The organism is Streptomyces dryopteridis, from assembly GCF_049606955.1.
Taxonomy (GTDB): domain Bacteria; phylum Actinomycetota; class Actinomycetes; order Streptomycetales; family Streptomycetaceae; genus Streptomyces.
The window spans coordinates 4,175,090-4,191,636 of record NZ_CP187113.1 but is presented as its reverse complement, the minus strand read 5'-3'; the positions used below and the strand labels follow the sequence as shown (position 1 = coordinate 4,191,636).

Genomic DNA, 16,547 nt, shown 5'->3' with positions numbered 1-16,547 from the left:
GCGCTTCGGACACGGCGAAAAGCCGTCCGGCACCCGACAGACGGCTTTTCCGCGCACACGGCCCCTCTCAACCGATCAGAACCGGTCAGAAGGGACGGAACTCGTCGTACTCGCGCTGCACGGAGTCCCCGCGCTTCGCGTCCTTCTCCTTGCGGCGCTGCACGGCCGGGCGCGGCGCCTCCATGCGGTGGTCCTCACCCCGGCGGCCCAGCATCTCGGCGCCGGCCTGCATGGTCGGCTCCCAGTCAAACACGACCGCGTTCTCGACGGAGCCGATCGCGACGCCGTCACCCGCGTGGGCACCCGCCTTGACCAGCGCGTCCTCGACGCCGAGGCGGTTGAGGCGGTCGGCGAGGTAGCCGACGGCCTCGTCGTTGTTGAAGTCGGTCTGGCGCACCCAGCGCTCCGGCTTCTCGCCGCGCACCCGGTACACCTCCTCGGTCTCGTCGAAGACCACGGTGAAGCCGGAGTCGTCGACCGCCTTCGGGCGGATCACGATCCGGGTCGACTCCTGCTTGGGCTTGCGGGCGCGCGCCCGGGCCACGATCTCGGCCAGCGCGAAGGACAGCTCCTTCAGACCCGTACGGGCGACGGCCGACACCTCGAAGACCTTGTACCCCCGGGCCTCCAGCTCGGGCCGGATCATCTCGGCCAGGTCCAGGCCGTCCGGGATGTCCACCTTGTTCAGGACGACGAGACGGGGGCGCTTCTCCAGCCCGCCGCCGTACTGCCGCAGCTCCTCCTCGATCACGTCGAGGTCGGAGACCGGGTCGCGGTCCGACTCCAGGGTGGCGGTGTCCAGCACGTGCACGAGCACCGAGCAGCGCTCCACGTGCCGCAGGAACTCCAGGCCCAGGCCGCGGCCCTGGCTGGCGCCGGGGATCAGGCCGGGCACGTCGGCGATGGTGTAGACCGTCGAGCCGGCGGTGACCACGCCCAGGTTCGGGACCAGGGTGGTGAAGGGGTAGTCGGCGATCTTCGGCTTGGCGGCCGAGAGCACCGAGATGAGCGAGGACTTGCCGGCGCTCGGGTAGCCGACCAGCGCCACGTCGGCGACGGTCTTCAGCTCCAGCGAGATGTCCCCGCTGTCGCCGGGCACGCCGAGCAGCGCGAAGCCGGGCGCCTTGCGGCGGGCCGAGGACAGGGCCGCGTTGCCGAGGCCGCCGCGACCGCCCTGGGCGGCCACGAAGGTGGTGCCCTCGCCGACCATGTCGGCCAGCACGTTGCCCTGCTTGTCGGTGACGACGGTGCCGTCCGGGACGGGCAGGATCAGGTCCGTGCCGTCCTTGCCGGAGCGGTTGCCGCCCTCGCCGGGCTTGCCGTTGGTGGCCTTGCGGTGCGGGCTGTGGTGATAGTCCAACAGGGTGGTGACGGACTGGTCGACGACCAGGATCACGTCTCCGCCGCGGCCGCCGTTGCCGCCGTCGGGGCCGCCGAGCGGCTTGAACTTCTCCCGGTGAACGGAGGCGCAGCCGTGGCCTCCGTTACCCGCGGCGACGTGCAGCTCGACGCGGTCCACGAAGGTGGTCATGGTGTTCCTCCAGATGCATACGGGTCTGTCCGGGGCGGTCGGCATTGCCGTCACTGCCCATTAAAAGGCCATTCGCCTCAACGCACCGAGGGCGGTCCCGCTTCCCGAACACGCCGGGAAGCCGAGATCCGCCCTCGGAAAAAGTCGCGTACGCCGAATCAGAGGATTCAGGCGGCCGGGACGATGTTCACGACCTTGCGGCCGCGGTGGGTGCCGAACTGCACCGAACCGGCCTCAAGGGCGAACAGGGTGTCGTCGCCACCGCGACCCACGCCGGTGCCCGGGTGGAAGTGGGTGCCGCGCTGGCGGACGAGGATCTCACCGGCGGAAACGACCTGACCGCCGAAGCGCTTCACGCCGAGCCGCTGGGCATTGGAGTCGCGACCGTTCCGGGTGGACGATGCGCCCTTCTTGTGTGCCATTGCTCAGTCCCTCTTTACTTCGCGGCCGTCGGGATGGCGGTGATCTTGATCGCCGTGTACTGCTGGCGGTGACCCTGGCGACGGCGGTAGCCGGTCTTGTTCTTGTAACGCAGGATGTCGATCTTGGCGCCCTTGTGGTGGTCCACGATCTGGGCCTCGACCTTGATCCCGGCCAGGACCCACGGGTCGCTGGTCACGGAGTCGCCGTCGACCACGAGCAGGGTCGAGAGCTCGACCGCGTCGCCGACCTTGCCGGTGGAAATCTTGTCAACCTCAACGATGTCGCCGACAGCAACCTTGTGCTGGCGACCACCGCTGCGCACGATGGCGTACACGCGGAACTCTCTTTCGCTCGAATCGAAAACCCCTGAAGCCAGCCGACCCCGCCGAACGACAGGCGGCCTCCCCCGTGCCGAGGCCCGGGAGGTGAGGTGCTCAGGGATTGGCGCGCACAGAAGCACGCCGACTCGCAAGGCTACGTGGGATCGCTCGGACAGGTCAAACCGGCCCCGCCCCCGTGACCCCGTACCCGCCCCGATGTGACGCGTTCCACCCCCGGCCCGTACCGCCGCCGGCACGCGGGACGGCCCCGCCCGCCCCTGTGCGGGGTGGGCGGGGCCGTCCGGGTCGTGCGCGGACCGGGATGGGTCAGGCGTCGGTGGAGGCCGTCACGGAGGGAGCGGTCTGCTCCGCCGCGGCGGTCTTCTTCGTCGCCGTCTTCTTCGCGGTCGTCTTCTTCGTGGCGGTCGCCTTCTTCGCCGTGGTGGTCTTCTTGGCGGCCGTCTTCTTCACCGCGGTGGTCTTCTTCGCCGCGGTCTTCTTGGCGGTGGTGGTCTTCTTGGCGGCCGTCTTGCGGACCGCCTTCTTGACCGGGGCGGCCTCGGGCTCGACGCCCTCCGCGTCCGCTTCCTCCGCCGGGGCGGCCGCGGGGGCCTCCTCGGCCGGGGCGGCGGCCACGACGACCACGGCGGCCTCGGCACCCGCCGGCGAACCGGCCGGGGCCGTCGCCTTCCGGGTGGCGCGGCGACGCGGACGGGCCGGGGCGGCGGTGGCCTCCTCGACCACCGGCGCGGGCTCCGCGACGGGCTCGGCGACCGGCTCCGGCACCGCGACGGGCTCCGGCTCGGCGACGGGCACCGCGACCGGCTCGGGGACGGCGACCGGGGTCGGCTCCTCGACGGCGGCCTGCGGGGCGCCGGCGGGCGCGGTGGCCTTGCGGGTGGCGCGACGACGGGGCCGCTTGGGGGCGGCCGGGTCGACCTCGGGCTCGGGCTCGGCGACGACCGCCGGGGCCTCCACCACGGGCTCGACCACCGGGGCCGGCGCCTCGACCACCGGGGCGGGGGCCTCGACCACCGGGGCGGGGGCCTCGACCGCGGGGGCCGGGGTCTCGGCGACCGGCGCCTCCGGCTCGGTCTCGGCCGCCGTGTGGCGACCGGCACCGGCCTGGCCCGTGGCCCGACGGGTGGCGCGGCGACGGTTGCGGCGCGGGCTCAGCCCGGCCGCCGCCTCGGCCGCGGCGGGGCTGTCGTACAGCTCCTCGTCGGGCACGAACGCGGGCTCGGGCAGGGCCACCGGCTCGGCGACCTCCGCCGCGACCTCGGCCGCCGTCTCCGCGGACTCGATCGCGTCGGCCTCGTGGGTGTGCTCGTGGCCGTGCTCGTTCTCGCCGCGCCCGGCGGCGCGCTTCTTGGCGCGCTTGCCGTTGCCGCCGCCGCCCGGCGCCGTCACCTGGTCCATGTGGACGATGACGCCGCGGCCGTTGCAGTGGACGCAGGTCTCGGAGAAGGACTCCAGCAGGCCCTGGCCGACCCGCTTGCGGGTCATCTGGACCAGGCCCAGCGAGGTGACCTCGGCGACCTGGTGCTTGGTCCGGTCGCGGCCCAGGCACTCCAGCATGCGCCGCAGGACCAGGTCGCGGTTGGACTCCAGCACCATGTCGATGAAGTCGATGACGACGATGCCGCCGAGGTCGCGCAGCCGCAGCTGACGCACGATCTCCTCGGCCGCCTCCAGGTTGTTCCGGGTGACGGTCTCCTCGAGGTTGCCGCCCTGGCCCGTGAACTTGCCGGTGTTGACGTCGATGACGATCATCGCCTCGGTCTTGTCGATCACGAGGGAGCCGCCCGAGGGCAGCCACACCTTGCGGTCGAGCGCCTTGGCGAGCTGCTCGTCGATGCGGTACGTGGCGAACACGTCCACCTCGGAGGTCCAGCGCTGGAGCCGGTCCGAGAGGTCGGGGGCCACGTGCGAGACGTAGCCGTGGATGGTCTGCCATGCCTCGTCACCGCTGACGATGACCTTGGAGAAGTCCTCGTTGAAGATGTCGCGGACCACGCGGACGGTCATGTCCGGCTCGCCGTAGAGCAGGCTCGGCGAGGAGGTCGAGATCTGCTGCGACTTCTTCTTGATCTCCTCCCACTGCGCCTGGAGCCGCTCCACGTCACGACGCAGCTCGTCCTCGCTCGCGCCCTCGGCGGCGGTGCGCACGATGACGCCCGCGTCCTCGGGGACGATCTTCTTGAGGATGGTCTTCAGGCGGGCGCGCTCGGTGTCGGGCAGCTTGCGGCTGATGCCGGTCATCGAGCCCTCGGGCACGTAGACCAGGTAGCGGCCGGGCAGCGAGACCTGGCTGGTCAGTCGGGCGCCCTTGTGGCCGATCGGGTCCTTGGTGACCTGCACGAGCACGGACTGGCCGGACTTCAGGGCGGACTCGATGCGGCGCGGCCCGTGGGCCATGCCGAGGGCCTCGAAGTTGACCTCGCCGGCGTACAGGACGGCGTTGCGGCCCTTGCCGATGTCGATGAACGCGGCCTCCATGGACGGCAGCACGTTCTGGACCTTGCCCAGGTAGACGTTGCCGACGTACGAGGTGGCCTGCTCCTTGTTGACGTAGTGCTCCACGAGCACGTTGTCTTCCAGCACGCCGATCTGGGTGCGCTCGCCGGACTGGCGGACGACCATGACGCGCTCGACGGCCTCGCGGCGGGCCAGGAACTCGGCCTCGGTGATGATCGGGACGCGGCGGCGGCCCTGCTCGCGGCCTTCGCGGCGGCGCTGCTTCTTGGCCTCCAGGCGGGTGGAGCCCTTGATGGACTGCACCTCGTCGCCGGCGTCGGCCTTCTCGCGGGCCGGGCGCGGCTCGCGGACCTTGACGACGGTGCGCACGCCGTCCTCGTCGGCGCCGGTCTCGGCGTCGGCGCCGTCACCGCTGCGGCGACGACGGCGACGGCGGCGACGGCTGGAGCCGCCGAGGGCGTCGGTGTCCTCGTCGGCGTCGTTCTCGACGGTATCGTCGGCCTCGGCCTCGGCGGCTTCGGCGTCCTCGTCGGCGTCGGCGGCTTCGGCGTCCTCGGCCTCGTTCTCGACGGTGTCGTCGGAGTCGGCGGACTCACCGCGACGGCGGCGACGGCCGCCGCGCCGGCGACGGCGCGAGGGGCGGTCGGACTCGGCGTCGAACTCGGCGGCCTCGTCGGCGTCCGTCTCCTCCACCTCGGCCTCCGCCTCGGCGGCGACGGTCTCGGCGGGCTCGGTCACGACGGGCGCGGCGGCCGGGGCGGCCTCGGCGACGGGGGCCGGCTCCGGGTCGGCGCCACGACGGCGACGACGACGGCCGGAGACGGCGGGGGCGGGGGTCTCGACGGGCGCGGCCTGCGCGACCTCGACGGCCTGCGTCTCCTCGGTCTCCTCCTCCTCGACCTCGGCCTCGACGGCGGCGGCCTCGGCGCGGCGGGCGCGCAGCTGCGCGGCGGCCGTCTCGGGGGTCTGGAACATGGGCTCGGCGAACACCGGGGCTTGGAAGACGGCGACGGCGGGTCGGCCGGCGCGGCGCGGGGAGCGCTGCGCGGGGGCGACGGGCGCGGCCTGGATCGCGGGGGCCGGGGCGGCGGCGCGGCCGGAACGACGGCGGGCGCGGCCCTTGGGGGCGTCCACGGCGTCGGCGACGGTCACGGCGGGGGCGGCGGTCTCGGCGACCGGCGCGGCGGCGGGGGGCTCGACGGCCGGGGCCTCGTTGGTCGGCGTGCTCACGGCGCGGGTGGCGCGGCGACGGGCACGGGCCGGAGCGGCCGGGGCCTCTTCGGCGACGGGCGCGACGGCGGCCGGGGTCTCGACGGCGGCGGCCTCGGCGACCGGAGCCTCATTGGTCGGCGTGCTCACGGCGCGGGTGGCGCGGCGACGGGCACGGGCCGGAGCGGCCGGGGCCTCTTCGGCGGCGGGCGCGGCGACGGCGGGGGCCTCGGCGACCGGGGCCTCGTTGGTCGGCGTGCTCACCGCGCGGGTGGCGCGACGACGGGCACGGGCCGGAGCGGCGGGCGCCTCCTCGGCGGCCGGCACGGCGGCGGCCGGGGCCTCGGCGGCGGTCTCGTTGGCGGGCGCGGTCGCGGCGCGGGTGGCGCGGCGACGGGTGCGGGCCGGGGCGGCGGCGGGGGCCTCGTCGGCCGCGGGCGCGGCGGGGGCCTCGGCGACCGGCGCGGGCGCGGCCTCGTTGGTGGGGGTGCTCGCGGCGCGGGTGGCGCGGCGGCGGGTGCGGGCCGGGGCGGCGGGCGCCTCGTCGGCGACCGGCGCGGCGGCCGGGGTGTCCGCGGCCGGGGCGGCGGCGCTCTCGCCGCCGGGGGATCCGGCCGGGCGGGTGGCCGCGCGGCGCCGGCGGCGCGGCGGCAGGGTGTCGCTCGGCGAGTCGTCGCCGGGGATGTTGGTGATGTCGTTGTCGTGCGTGGCCATGCGGGGTTCTCCCGTCACGCTCCCGGGTGCCGCGGCTGACGTCCGGTCCGGCGCGGTTCCGCGTGATGAGCGCGGGACCGGGCCTCCGGGGCGCGTGCGCCTCACGGGAGCTGTAGTCCAATGGCCGCCGGTTCCGTACGACGGTCGCGTCGTACGGCCTGGCGGAAGTCTTCAGGTCTGTGCGCTGCCCGACCCAGGTGGCTCCCGAGGTGCCAGGGCTGCGCTGCGGCGACCGTCCTTACGCGGCGGGACCTTCCGGCGCCTTCGCTTCGGCGGTCACGACGGCCGTGGGTGAGGCGGTCGTGTCGGCGTCGCGGTCGGGCGCGAGCGGGTCGGTCACCGTGCCGGACTCCTCGTCGAAGAGCCCCTGCGCCAGCCTGGTCACCGCTGCGGGGACCGGCGGCGCCAGGTCGGCCACAGCTCGGAGACCGGACAGGACGTCGTCGGGTCGCACGGCAGGTGTCACGTGCCGAACAACCAGCCGCAGTATCGCACAGGCTTTGCCCGCGGGCCCATCGTCACCGGCGGCGGAGGTCTCCAGGGAGACCACGGCGGCACGGGTGTCGAAGGTGCGGATGCCGTTCTTGGTGCGGCGCTGGACCTCTACGGTCTCGGCGGCGAGGAAGGTCTTGCCGGCGCGTTCGGCCTCGGCGGGCTCGACGCCTTCGAGGCGCAGTTCCCACACGGAGGCGGTGAGGCGTTCGGCGAGGCCGGAGGTGTGGGCCTCGACGGCGTCGGTGATGTCGAGCCCGGTGGGCAGCGACTCGTCGAGGAGGGCCCGCAGGGCCTCGGGGTCGCGGCGCGCGGTGAGCGCGATCTCCAGGTACTCGGCCTCGCTGCCGGTGCCGGTGGGGGCGGCGTTGGCGTAGCTGACCTTGGGGTGGGGGGTGAAGCCCGCCGAGTAGGCCATGGGGACCTCGGCGCGGCGCAGGGCCCGCTCGAAGGCTCGCTGGAAGTCTCGGTGGCTGGTGAATCGGAGGCGGCCTCGCTTGGTGTAGCGCAGTCGGATGCGCTGCACCGCGGGTGCGGGTGGCGGGCCTTCGGGCTGTCGCTTGCCCAGTGGTTCAACTCCTTGTGCGGGGCGTCGCGGCTCGCGCGTCGCCCATGACATCTGTCGACCCCGCCGGGGCTCACCCCGGTCGCGTGGCGCGTCGGGAGATCTCGTCGGCGGGTGCCGCGTGCGCGGCGTCGTACCACCCAGAGTACGCGCCCCCTACCTGGACGGTTCCCGCCCGGGCACGGATGAACCCCCGTCGGACGCGTCCGACGGGGGTTCCGGTGGGCCGTCCGGCCCTCGTTCCCGTTGCCCGTGCGGGTCAGTGGCTGTGCGCCGGCGCGGGGCCGGCGTTCTTCACCGCGAGTGGGAGGAGCTTCTTGCCGGTGGGGCCGATCTGGATCTCGGTCTGCATCTGCGGGCAGACGCCGCAGTCGAAGCAGGGGGTCCAGCGGCAGTCCTCGACCTCGGTTTCGTCGAGGGCGTCCTGCCAGTCCTCCCAGAGCCAGTCCTTGTCGAGGCCCGAGTCGAGGTGGTCCCAGGGCAGGACCTCCTCGTAGGTGCGCTCGCGGGTGGTGTACCAGGCGACGTCGACGCCGTGGTTCGGGAGGGTCTTCTCGGCGGCCTGCATCCAGCGGTCGTAGCTGAAGTGCTCGCGCCAGCCGTCGAAGCGGCCGCCGTCCTCGTAGACGGCGCGGATCACGTCGCCGACGCGGCGGTCGCCGCGGGACAGGAGGCCCTCGACGATGCCGGGCTTGCCGTCGTGGTAGCGGAAGCCGATGGAGCGGCCGTACTTCTTGTCGCCGCGGATCTTGTCGCGGAGCTTGGCCAGGCGGGCGTCGGTCTCCTCGGCGGAGAGCTGCGGGGCCCACTGGAACGGGGTGTGGGGCTTGGGCACGAAGCCGCCGATGGAGACGGTGCAGCGGATGTCGTTCTGCCCGGAGACCTCGCGGCCCTTGGCGATGACGTTGACCGCCATGTCGCCGATCTGGAGCACGTCCTCGTCGGTCTCGGTGGGCAGGCCGCACATGAAGTACAGCTTGACCTGCCGCCAGCCGTTGCCGTAGGCGGTGGCGACGGTGCGGATGAGGTCCTCTTCGGACACCATCTTGTTGATGACCTTGCGCATCCGCTCGCTGCCGCCCTCGGGGGCGAAGGTGAGGCCGGAGCGGCGGCCGTTGCGGGTCAGTTCGTTGGCCAGGTCCACGTTGAACGCGTCGACGCGGGTCGAGGGCAGCGAGAGGCCGACCTTGTCCTCGGTGTAGCGGTCGGCGAGGCCCTTGGCGATGTCGCCGATCTCGGTGTGGTCGGCGGAGGACAGCGACAGCAGGCCGACCTCCTCGAAGCCGGTGGCCTTCAGGCCGCGTTCCACCATCTCGCCGATGCCGGTGATGCTTCGCTCCCGCACGGGGCGCGTGATCATGCCGGCCTGGCAGAAACGGCAGCCGCGGGTGCAGCCGCGGAAGATCTCGACGGACATCCGCTCGTGGACGGTCTCCGCGAGGGGCACGAGGGGCTGCTTGGGGTAGGGCCACTCGTCGAGGTCCATGACGGTGTGCTTGGACACGCGCCACGGCACGCCCGAGCGGTTGGGGACGACGCGGCCGATGCGGCCGTCCTCCAGGTATTCCACGTCGTAGAAGCCGGGCACGTAGATGTTGCCGGTCTTCGCCAGGCGCAGCAGGACCTCTTCGCGCCCGCCGGGGCGGCCCTCGGCCTTCCAGGCGCGGATGATCTCGGTCATGTCGAGGACGGCCTGTTCGCCGTCGCCGATGACGGCCGCGTCGATGAACTCGGCGATCGGCTCGGGGTTGAAGGCCGCGTGGCCGCCGGCGAGGACGATCGGGTGGTCCACGGTGCGGTCCTTGGCGGACAGCGGGATGCCCGCGAGGTCCAGGGCCGTGAGCATGTTGGTGTAGCCCAGCTCCGTGGAGAAGGACAGGCCGAACACGTCGAACGAGGACACCGGGCGGTGCGAGTCCACCGTGAACTGGGGCACGCCGTGCTCGCGCATCAGCGCTTCCAGGTCGGGCCAGACGCTGTAGGTGCGCTCGGCGAGGACGCCCTCGCGTTCGTTGAGCACCTCGTACAGGATCATGACGCCTTGGTTGGGCAGGCCGACCTCGTAGGCGTCCGGGTACATCAGGGCCCAGCGGACGTCTGCGCTCTCCCACGGCTTGACGGTGGAGTTGAGTTCACCACCGACGTACTGAATGGGCTTTTGCACATGCGGGAGCAGTGCTTCGAGCTGGGGGAAGACCGACTCGGACATCACGCGACTTTCCTAAGGCGGGCAGGGGGCGACTCTCCAGTTTACCGTGCGCCGCCCGGGCCCCCGCCCGGCCCGGGGAGCCCGGCCGGGAGCTCAGCCGGCGAGTTCGGGCGGGAGGGCCAGGTCGGCGCGGGCGGCGGGGAGGGCGCGTTCGAGGTCGGCGGCGTGGGCGCTCTCGCGGGCGTGCAGCAGGCCCCAGGTGAAGGAGGACTCGCCGGCGGCGTGGGCCTGGCGGCCGAGGGTGAGCAGGGCCGTGCGGGCAACGACGCCGTCCTGGTGGTCGCCGAGCAGGTTCTGGAGCCGTTTGACGCGTGTGACCAGCTGTTTGGCGGGGGCACCGAGGGCGGGGCGGGCGGCTTCGGCGGCGTAGCGCAGGCGTTTGGCGGCCTTGCGGGCCTCGTGCAGGGCGAGGTCGCGGGCGGGGCCGGCGGGCAGGTCGAGGGCGGTGTCGAGCCGGTCGAGAAGTTTTCCGTGGGCGCGGCGGACGACCTTGGGGAGGGCCTTGTCGGCGGGTTTCGCGGCGGGCGGGAGGAGCGGCGGGTCGGCGAGGAGGGCGTGCAGGGATTCGAGGAGGGCGAGGTGGCGGGGGCTGTCGAGGGCGGCGAGCGCGCGGCGGTGGGCGGCCTTGCGGCGGGAGCCGTGCCAGGTGCGCAGCCGGCCGCGCACGGGCCCGTGGAGCAGGGCGCGGGGCACGGTGTCGAGGGCGGTGCGCAGGCGGTCCACGAGGACTTCCTGGTCGCGGTCGACGCCGAGTTCCCCGGCGAGCCATTTGAGTTCCTCGCCGAGGGGGTCGGTGCGGGCGCGGTCGAGGAGGGCGCCGTGGGTCTTGAAGGCGCTGCGGGTGCGGCGGGTGGCGACGCGCAGGCGGTGGACGGCGTCGGGCAGGTCGCGGCGGACGGCGGGGTCGAGGGTGGTGATGGCGTCGAGTTGTTCGCGCAGGTGGGCCAGGAGGTGGGCGGCGGCGGTGTCGGGGTCGGGGGTGTGCGGGGCGGGTTCGGGGGCGGGGGCCCGGGCGCCGGTCTCGGTGAGGGCGCGGGCGAGTTTGGAGGGGGCCTCGGAGGGGTGGAGGCGGGCGGCGGCGAAGCGGCTGGTGACGGCGTCGAGGAGGGCGGGATCCACGGCGTCGGCGAGTTCGACCTCGACCTCGGTCCAGTCGGCGGTGTGGGGGCCGCGGGCGGCGTGGACGGTGTCGGTGGCGAGTTCGGCGAGGGCGCGGCCGGCGGCGTCGGTGAGGAGACGGGCATGGCGTTCGGTGGTGATGCGCAGGAGGGGTTCGAGGGGGGCGGTGCGCACGCGGGCCCGGAGCAGGGCGGTGAGGGCGGGGGGTGGGGTGTCGGCGAGGGGTGCGTGGAGTTCGTCGCGGACGCCCGGGGCGACGGGCAGTTTGAGGTGCCAGCCGGCGTCGGCGCCGCCGGTGCGGCGGCGCAGGGTGATGCCGGCGGCGGCGAGGCGGCGGTCGGGGGTGTCCCAGTAGACGGCGTCCAGGGTGCGGGTGCCCCGGTCGTCGACGGCGGCGATGGTCAGGGCCTCGGCGCCGTCCCCGTTCCCGTCGGCCCCGGGACCGCCGGCGCTGGTGCCGGTGAGGTCGGGGACGCCCTTGCGGAGCGCCTTGGCGTTGCGGAAGGCGTAGGTGGCCTCGATCTCGCGGTGCGTCGTGTGGTCCGCCATCCTTCGACGCTAGACCTCCGGGCCCGCCGGCGACAGGCCGCCTCGCGCGGGCCCGCGTCCGGGATGGAACGGGGGTGGGCCGAAGGGCTCGGGCGTGGAGGGCGAAACGCGGGTGCGGGCTCGGGAGCGGCATGGGCATGATCGGTGGATGTTCTCCCGGAAGCCCCGTGCCCCCAAGTCCCCCGAGTTGCTCGCCGCCTGGAAGGCCCTGGAGGCCGGCGCGGTCCCGGACGCGATCTCCCTGCTGCGGGACGCGGCCGAGGAGGCGCCGGTGGTGGAGACGGCGCTGGTCGTGGCGCGGGCCGCCGAGATGGCCGGGATCGCGGAGTTGGCGCGGGCGGCGGGCGCGGTGTCCTCGAAGCCGGGCGGGCAGGAGCTGTTCTCGTTCGGGTACGCGTGCGTGGAGGCGGGGCTGCCGGAGGTGGCGGTGCCGGTGTTGCGGGACCTGTTGCGGGTGGCGGGCGGGCAGCCGGTGGTGCTGTGGGAGCTGGTGTCTGCGTACGAGGCGCTGGGCCGGCACGCGGAGGCGGCGGAGGTGTTGGCCGCGCAGGGGCCGGCGCTGCCGGAGTGGCCGGGCGGGTACCTCCTCGTGCACAACGCGCTGCTGGCCGGGGACGTGGCGACGGCGCGGGCGCGGCACGCGGCGCTGGCCCCGCCGGCGGATCCGGAGTGGGCGGGGGCGTACGCGCGGCAGTCGCGGATGGTGGCGCGGGCGGCGCTGCTGGACGGTTCGGACTGGTTGGGGCCGACCGGGCTGCGGGGCTGGCAGTTCGTGATGGGCGGCACGGTGCTGGGCACCCTGTCCCCGCACGGTTTCGAGCAGGGCATGACGGGCCGGTACGCGTTCCTCCAGGACGAGGCGGCGCTGTGTCTGCTGGGGCTGCGGCGGCTGAAGGCGCTGTTGGTGACGGCCGGGGTGGGGGTGCGGTCGGTGTCGCTGCTGCCGGACCGGGACAGCCGGATCCTGGGCCTGGTGGCGGCCGGGGTGCTGGGGCTGCCGGTGCGGGAGTTCGCTCCCGGGGAGCCGGACACGGTGGTGGTGGCCTACGACCTGAACCGGGTGGGGACCTCGGAGGAGGGGGCGGCGGCGCTGGCCGCGCTGCGCACGCGGGTGCCGGGGCAGGTGCTGCACGAGCACGTGAGCGACTGGACGGACGCCCCGGTGGTGACGGCGGACAGCGTGGCCCTGCTGGCGCAGGTGGTGACCCCGCCGTGGGGCGCGGCCCTGCGGGTGGGGGCGGACGGCGGGGCGGAGCGGGGGCCGGCGGACGAGCGTCCGGAGGCGGAGGTCGCGGCGGGGATCCTCGCGGCGGCCGCGAGCACCGAGGCGGCCGAGCTGCTGCCCGCCGATCTCGACCTGCGGTTCACGGCGTTCGCGGCGTCGGTGGCGGGGCTGTGGCTCGACGGGGACCGGGACCGGCTGATGTCGACGGGCCCGGTGCCGAGCAACCGCTTCTGAGCCGGCCCGAGCCGGCCCGAGCCGGCCCGGACGCGCCGCCGCCCCCGTCCGCACCTCACCGGTGCGGGACGGGGGCGGCGGCGCGTCGGCGCTCAGGCCGACAGGGGTTTTTGCACCTTGATCGATTGCAGCAGTCCGATCGCGACCCACACCGCGAACATGGACGAGCCGCCGTAGGACACGAACGGCAGCGGCAGGCCCGCCACCGGCATGATGCCCAGGGTCATCCCGATGTTCTCGAACGCCTGGAACGCGAACCAGGCGATGATCCCGGCGGCCACGATCGTCCCGTACAGCTCGGTGGTCTCGCGGGCGATGACGCAGGCCCGCCACAGCACCACCCCGAGCAGGACGAGGATCAGGCCGGCGCCGAGGAAGCCGAGTTCCTCGCCGGCGACCGTGAACACGAAGTCGGTCTGCTGCTCGGGCACGAACTGGCCGGTGGTCTGGGAGCCCTTGAAGAGGCCGGAGCCGGTGAGGCCGCCGGAGCCGATCGCGATCCGCGCCTGGTTGGTGTTGTAGCCGACGCCGGCGGGGTCGAGGTCGGGGTTGGCGAAGGCCGCGAACCGGTTGATCTGGTACTCGTCGAGGACGCCGAGCTGCCAGATCCCGACCGCGCCCATGGCCCCGGAACCGAGCAGGCCGAAGACCCACCGGTTGGAGGCGCCGGAGGCGAGCAGCACCCCGAGGACGATCATCACCATGACCATGACCGAGCCGAGGTCCGGCATCAGCATGACGATGCCCATGGGCAGCGCGGCCAGCAGCAGGGCCCGCAGCACGGTGCGGTGGTCGGGGTGTTCGAGGTCGCCGGCGTCGACGCGCGCGGAGAGCAGCATCGCCATCACCAGGATGATGGTGATCTTGACGAATTCGGAGGGCTGGAGGGAGAAGCCGCCGCCGATCACGATCCACGCGTGCGCGCCGTTGATGGTCGCGCCGAGCGGGGTGAGGACGGCCGCGACGAGCACCAGCGACAGCCCGTACAGGACGGGCACGGCCCCGCGCAGGGTGCGGTGTCCGAGCCAGACCGTGCCGATCATCAGCGTCACGCCGATGCCGGTGTTCAGGCAGTGCCGGAACAGGAAGTAGTACGGGTCGCCCTGGTTGAGGCCCATCCGGTTGCGGGTCGCGGACCACACCAGCAGCGCCCCGATGCCGGAGAGGGCGAGGGCGGACAGGAGCATCGGCCAGTCCAGCCGGCGCACGACGGAGTCGCGGGCGGTCAGCTTGGCGAGCGGTCCGCGTTCGGGCGCGTACCGGGAGACCGAGAACTTGTTGGCGGTCTGCATGGCCTCAGTCCTGCCTGGCGGCGGGGGGTGCGGGCGGGCCGGCGGCCGGCGGGGGCGCGTCCTCGGGGGTCGGGGGCACGTAGGGCTTGACGGCGGGGGCGTCGATGCTGCCGTCGGGCGAGATGGCGGGCAGGGCGACGGTGGGGGTGGGCAGGAGGGCCTTCTTGGGGTCCTGCTTGCCGGCCATGTCGAGCCCGTACATCGCGTTGTAGATGTTGCGGACGGCGGGCCCGGAGGCGCCGGAGCCGGTGCCGCCCTGGCTGATCGTCATGACGATCGTGTACTCGCGGGTGTAGGTCGCGAACCAGGAGGTGGTCTGCTTGCCGTAGACCTCGGCGGTGCCGGTCTTGGCGTGCATGGGGATCCGGTCCTGCGGCCATCCGCCGAAGCGCCAGGCCGCGGTGCCCCGGGTGGCGACGCCCGCGAGGGCCTCCTCGATCTTGGCCCGGGTCTCCTCGGTCATCGGGAGCTTGCCGTGCGCGGTGGGCTTGATCTCGGTGACCTTCTTGCCGTCGGCGCTGATCACGGCCTTGCCGATGGTGGGGTTCCACAGGGTGCCGCCGTTGGCGATGGCCGAGTAGATGACGGCCATCTGCATCGGGGTGACGAGGGTGTCGCCCTGGCCGATGGAGTAGTTGACGGAGTCACCGGCGCGCATGAGGTTGCCTTCGAGGCAGTTCTCGTAGGACAGCTGCTGGATGTAGTCGCCGCCCTTCTTGCCGACCTTGCACCAGTAGTCCTTGTTGTCCTCCCAGAAGCTCTGCTTCCACTGCCGGTCGGGGACCCGGCCCTTCTCCTCGCCGGGCAGGTCCACGCCGGTGTAGGCGCCGAGCCCGAACTGGTGGGCTGTCTTGTAGTACGGGTCGGCCGGGTTCTTGATCGGCTTGAGCGCGCCGTCCTTCTGCCACTGGTTGTGGGCCAGGCCGTAGAAGACGGTGTCGCAGGAGACCTCCAGGGCCTGGCCGAGGGTGATGCTGCCGTGGCCCTGGGACTCGAAGTTCTTGAAGACCTGTCCGCCGATGGAGTACGAGCTGGGGCACGGGTACTTGCCGTCGAAGGGGTGCCCGGAGTTCACGGCGGCGGTCACGGGGATGACCTTGAAGATGGAGCCGGGGGCGGCCTGCCCCTGGATGGCCCGGTTCATCAGCGGGACGTTGGACTCCTTGGCGGTGAGCTTGGCGTAGTCCTTGCCGGAGATCCCGCCGACCCACACGTTGGGGTCGTAGGTCGGGTTGGAGGCCATGGCCACGACCCGGCCGGTCTTGTTCTCCATGACGACGACGGCGCCCGCGTCGGCCTTGTAGTTGACGCCGGTGTTGCGGTCGTTCTGCTTGCGGGCCTCGACCATGGCGGCGTTCAGCTCGTACTCCACGACGGCCTGCACGCGGGCGTCGATGGAGGTGACGAGGTTGGCGCCGGGCACGGCCGGGTCGTTCTTCGCCATGCCGATGACCCGCCCGAGGTTGTCGACCTCGTAGCGGGTGACGCCGGACTTGCCGCGCAGTTCCTTGTCGTAGGTCCGCTCGATGCCGAAGCGGCCGACCTGGTCGGAACGCAGGAACGGGGAGTCGGTGTCCTTGGCCTTCTGGATCTCGCCGTCGGTGACGGGCGAGAGGTAGCCGAGGACCTGCCCGGTGTTGGAGCCGCCGGGGGCCGGGTAGCGGCGCACGGCGGTGGGTTCGGCGGTGATGCCGGGGAAGTCCTCGGCACGTTCGCGGATCTGGAGGGCCTGCTGGGTGGTGGCCTCGGAGGTGACGGGGATCGGCTGGTACGGGGAGCCGTTCCAGCAGGGCTGCGGCGTCTTGGAGTCGCAGAGCCGCACCTTGTCCTTCACGTCCTGCGGCCTCATGTCGAGGACCTCGGCGAGCCGGCCGAGCACGGCGGCGCCCCGGTCCTTCATCTTCATGAGTTCGGTGCGGGACGCGGAGACCACCAGGCGGGTCTCGTTGTCGGCGATCGGCACCCCCCGCGCGTCGAGGATGGAGCCGCGCACGGCGGGTTGCACGACGCGCTGCACGTGGTTGTTGCGGGCCTCGTTCGAGTACTCGTCGCCGTTGCGGATCTGGAGGTACCAGAGCCGCCCGCCGAGCGTGAACAGCATGGAGAAGACGAGGATCTGGAGGACGACGAGGCGGATCCGGACCCGCCGGCTGCGCCCGGTCTCGGGAATGTTGGTCACGGTGTGGT

The 16,547-nt window shown here is 73.3% G+C and carries 10 protein-coding genes; 1 reads left to right on the top strand and 9 read right to left on the bottom strand.

Annotated features, from left to right (window positions below):
- Nucleotides 1-85: 85 nt before the first annotated feature.
- The 7 genes from obgE to ACN20G_RS17880 all read right to left on the bottom strand — a co-directional run bounded on the left by obgE (nucleotide 86) and on the right by ACN20G_RS17880 (nucleotide 11,609).
- Nucleotides 86-1,531 (bottom strand): GTPase ObgE, encoded by a 1,446-nt coding sequence (obgE, locus tag ACN20G_RS17910; protein ID WP_424213799.1) that lies wholly within the window; start codon nucleotides 1,529-1,531, stop codon nucleotides 86-88.
- A 167-nt stretch (nucleotides 1,532-1,698) separates the two neighbouring features.
- On the bottom strand, nucleotides 1,699-1,953 hold the full coding sequence (gene rpmA, locus ACN20G_RS17905; protein ID WP_424213798.1) for a 50S ribosomal protein L27: 255 nt from the start codon (nucleotides 1,951-1,953) through the stop codon (nucleotides 1,699-1,701).
- 14 nt (nucleotides 1,954-1,967) lie between these two features.
- Entirely contained in the window at nucleotides 1,968-2,288 is a 321-nt protein-coding gene (gene rplU / locus ACN20G_RS17900; protein WP_424213797.1) for a 50S ribosomal protein L21, read from the bottom strand.
- Nucleotides 2,289-2,601: 313 nt separating this feature from the next.
- Nucleotides 2,602-6,675, bottom strand: coding sequence for an Rne/Rng family ribonuclease (locus ACN20G_RS17895; protein WP_424213796.1), 4,074 nt, complete (start codon nucleotides 6,673-6,675; stop codon nucleotides 2,602-2,604).
- A gap of 238 nt (nucleotides 6,676-6,913) precedes the next feature.
- Entirely contained in the window at nucleotides 6,914-7,693 is a 780-nt protein-coding gene (locus ACN20G_RS17890) for a TIGR03936 family radical SAM-associated protein (RefSeq protein ID WP_424213795.1), read from the bottom strand.
- Nucleotides 7,694-7,991: 298 nt separating this feature from the next.
- Nucleotides 7,992-9,941 carry a TIGR03960 family B12-binding radical SAM protein gene (locus ACN20G_RS17885; protein ID WP_424213794.1) on the bottom strand — a complete coding sequence of 650 codons (1,950 nt, stop codon included), beginning with the start codon at nucleotides 9,939-9,941 and terminating at the stop codon, nucleotides 7,992-7,994.
- Nucleotides 9,942-10,034: 93 nt separating this feature from the next.
- Complete coding sequence (locus tag ACN20G_RS17880; RefSeq protein WP_424213793.1) at nucleotides 10,035-11,609, bottom strand: CHAD domain-containing protein; 1,575 nt, start codon at nucleotides 11,607-11,609, stop codon at nucleotides 10,035-10,037.
- A 148-nt stretch (nucleotides 11,610-11,757) separates the two neighbouring features.
- Here ACN20G_RS17880 and ACN20G_RS17875 point away from each other — a divergent pair, with 148 nt between their 5' ends.
- Nucleotides 11,758-13,068, top strand: coding sequence for a hypothetical protein (locus ACN20G_RS17875; protein ID WP_424213792.1), 1,311 nt, complete (start codon nucleotides 11,758-11,760; stop codon nucleotides 13,066-13,068).
- Nucleotides 13,069-13,160: 92 nt separating this feature from the next.
- Here ACN20G_RS17875 and rodA read toward each other — a convergent pair whose 3' ends face one another.
- Complete coding sequence (gene rodA / locus ACN20G_RS17870; RefSeq protein ID WP_424213791.1) at nucleotides 13,161-14,360, bottom strand: rod shape-determining protein RodA; 1,200 nt, start codon at nucleotides 14,358-14,360, stop codon at nucleotides 13,161-13,163.
- A gap of 4 nt (nucleotides 14,361-14,364) precedes the next feature.
- Nucleotides 14,365-16,539, bottom strand: a complete 2,175-nt coding sequence (mrdA, locus tag ACN20G_RS17865) for a penicillin-binding protein 2 (RefSeq protein WP_424213790.1) — start codon at nucleotides 16,537-16,539, stop codon at nucleotides 14,365-14,367.
- Nucleotides 16,540-16,547 lie beyond the last annotated feature (8 nt).